This is a genomic window from Sphingobacteriales bacterium, from assembly GCA_012517435.1.
Taxonomy (GTDB): domain Bacteria; phylum Bacteroidota; class Bacteroidia; order CAILMK01; family JAAYUY01; genus JAAYUY01.
This window is the reverse complement of record JAAYUY010000062.1, coordinates 1-1,896: the sequence shown is the minus strand read 5'-3', so window position 1 is coordinate 1,896 and position 1,896 is coordinate 1. Positions and strand designations below refer to the sequence as shown.

The following is a 1,896-nucleotide window of genomic DNA, read 5'->3' as shown; positions in this document are numbered from 1 at the left end:
GTGAAAAGAAATCTGCTACGGATAAATTTGTACTTTTGCAGCACAAATAAAAAATTGAATGAGTGACATTATCAGGCATGAATGTGGAATAGCCCTGATCCGACTCCTTAAACCTCTTTCCTACTATACTGAAAAATATAAAACGCCACTGTACGGGTTGAACAAATTGTACATCTTAATGGAAAAACAACACAACAGAGGTCAGGATGGGGCAGGAGTAGGTATTGTTAGTCTGGGTTTACCGTATGGAAAAGAATACATGTATCGCAACCGGTCGGTAGATGCTAATCCGATTGCCTCGATATTCAGACAGATGTATCAGGATTATCAGCGTTTTCAGATGAAATATCCCGTTCAGGATACAAATGTTTTCAAGGAAAATCTCCCTTTTCTGGGCGAATTGTTACTCGGACACCTGCGTTACGGAACCTATGGAGGAAACGACATACGCCAATGCCATCCGGTTTACAGGCCAAACAACTATAAGACAAGAAGCCTGCTTATTGCCGGAAATTTCAACATGACAAACAATGATGAGCTTTTCAACAAACTGGTTGATCTGGGTCAATATCCGCTCAATCTGACTGATACCCTTACCGTTCTGGAAAAAATAGGACATTTTCTTGACAGTGAAAATGAACATCTGTATCAGAAATATAAAGACCAGGGCTTTAGTAAAAAAGAAATAACCGACCTCATAGCCGACAATCTATCCTACGAATATATTTTATCTAAAACCGTCAAAGATTTTGACGGGGGATATGTTATAGCAGGGCTCATCGGTCATGGCGATGCCTTTGTCATCCGCGATCCGAATGGAATACGTCCTGCCTTTTATTATCATGATGATGAAGTGGCGGTTGTTGCTTCCGAAAAGCCTGCCATTCGTACGGCTTTTAATCTCCCTTATCAGGAAATTCATGAGCTTAAGCCCGGGCATGGAATGATTATCAAGAGAAATGGTAAAATTGATTGTATTCCTTTAATTACAGGGGGAGAAAAAAAGTCCTGCTCTTTTGAAAGAATCTATTTCAGCAGGGGAACAGATGAAGACGTTTACCGTGAACGTAAAAAACTGGGTAAGTTGCTGGCTCCCAAAGTACTCGATACTATTGGCTATGACCTCGAAAATACCGTTTTGTCTTACATCCCGAATACGGCAGAAGTGGCATTTCTCGGCCTTGTTGAAGGACTTAACGACTATCTCGACAAAAGAAAAAAGGAATTAATTTCTTCGCTTGATGTCATTGACCCTTTAGCCATTGAAAGAATTCTGTCGCAACGGATCAGGGTGGAAAAAATTGCTGTAAAAGACACTAAAATCAGAACATTTATTACGGAAGACACCACGCGTACCGATCTGGTCAGCCATGTGTACGATTCAACCTATGGGTTGGTAAAAACAAGGAAAGATAATCTGGTCGTGCTGGACGATTCCATTGTCAGAGGAACAACTTTACGGGAAAGCATCATTAAAATGCTCGACAGGCTTGAACCCGACAAACTGATCATTGTATCCTCTGCTCCGCAGATACGCTATCCCGACTGTTACGGTATCGATATGTCGAAACTGAAAGATTTTGTTGCTTTCCGTGCGGCCATTGAGCTGCTTAAAGAAAATAACATGGATTACATTTTACGCGATGTGTACCGTAAATGTAAGGAAGATATTTCGTTGCCGCTCGAAAAAACAGTAAATCATGTCAGGGAAATTTATGCTCCATTCAATACAGAACAAATCACTGCTAAAATTGAAGAGCTGATTCGTCCGCCTAAAATGATAGCCAAACTGCATATCATTTACCAGTCAATTGAAGACCTCCACCGTGCGATTCCCGATCATTCCGGTGACTGGTATTTTACAGGCAATTATCCTACTCCCGGTGGAAACAAAGT

The 1,896-nt window shown here is 41.1% G+C and carries 1 protein-coding gene; it reads left to right on the top strand.

Going from position 1 to position 1,896, the window contains the following annotated elements:
• Positions 1 to 58 precede the first annotated feature (58 nt).
• Positions 59 to 1,896 (top strand): amidophosphoribosyltransferase (locus tag GX437_03680; protein NLJ06753.1); only part of this gene is annotated, 1,838 nt, incomplete at its 3' end.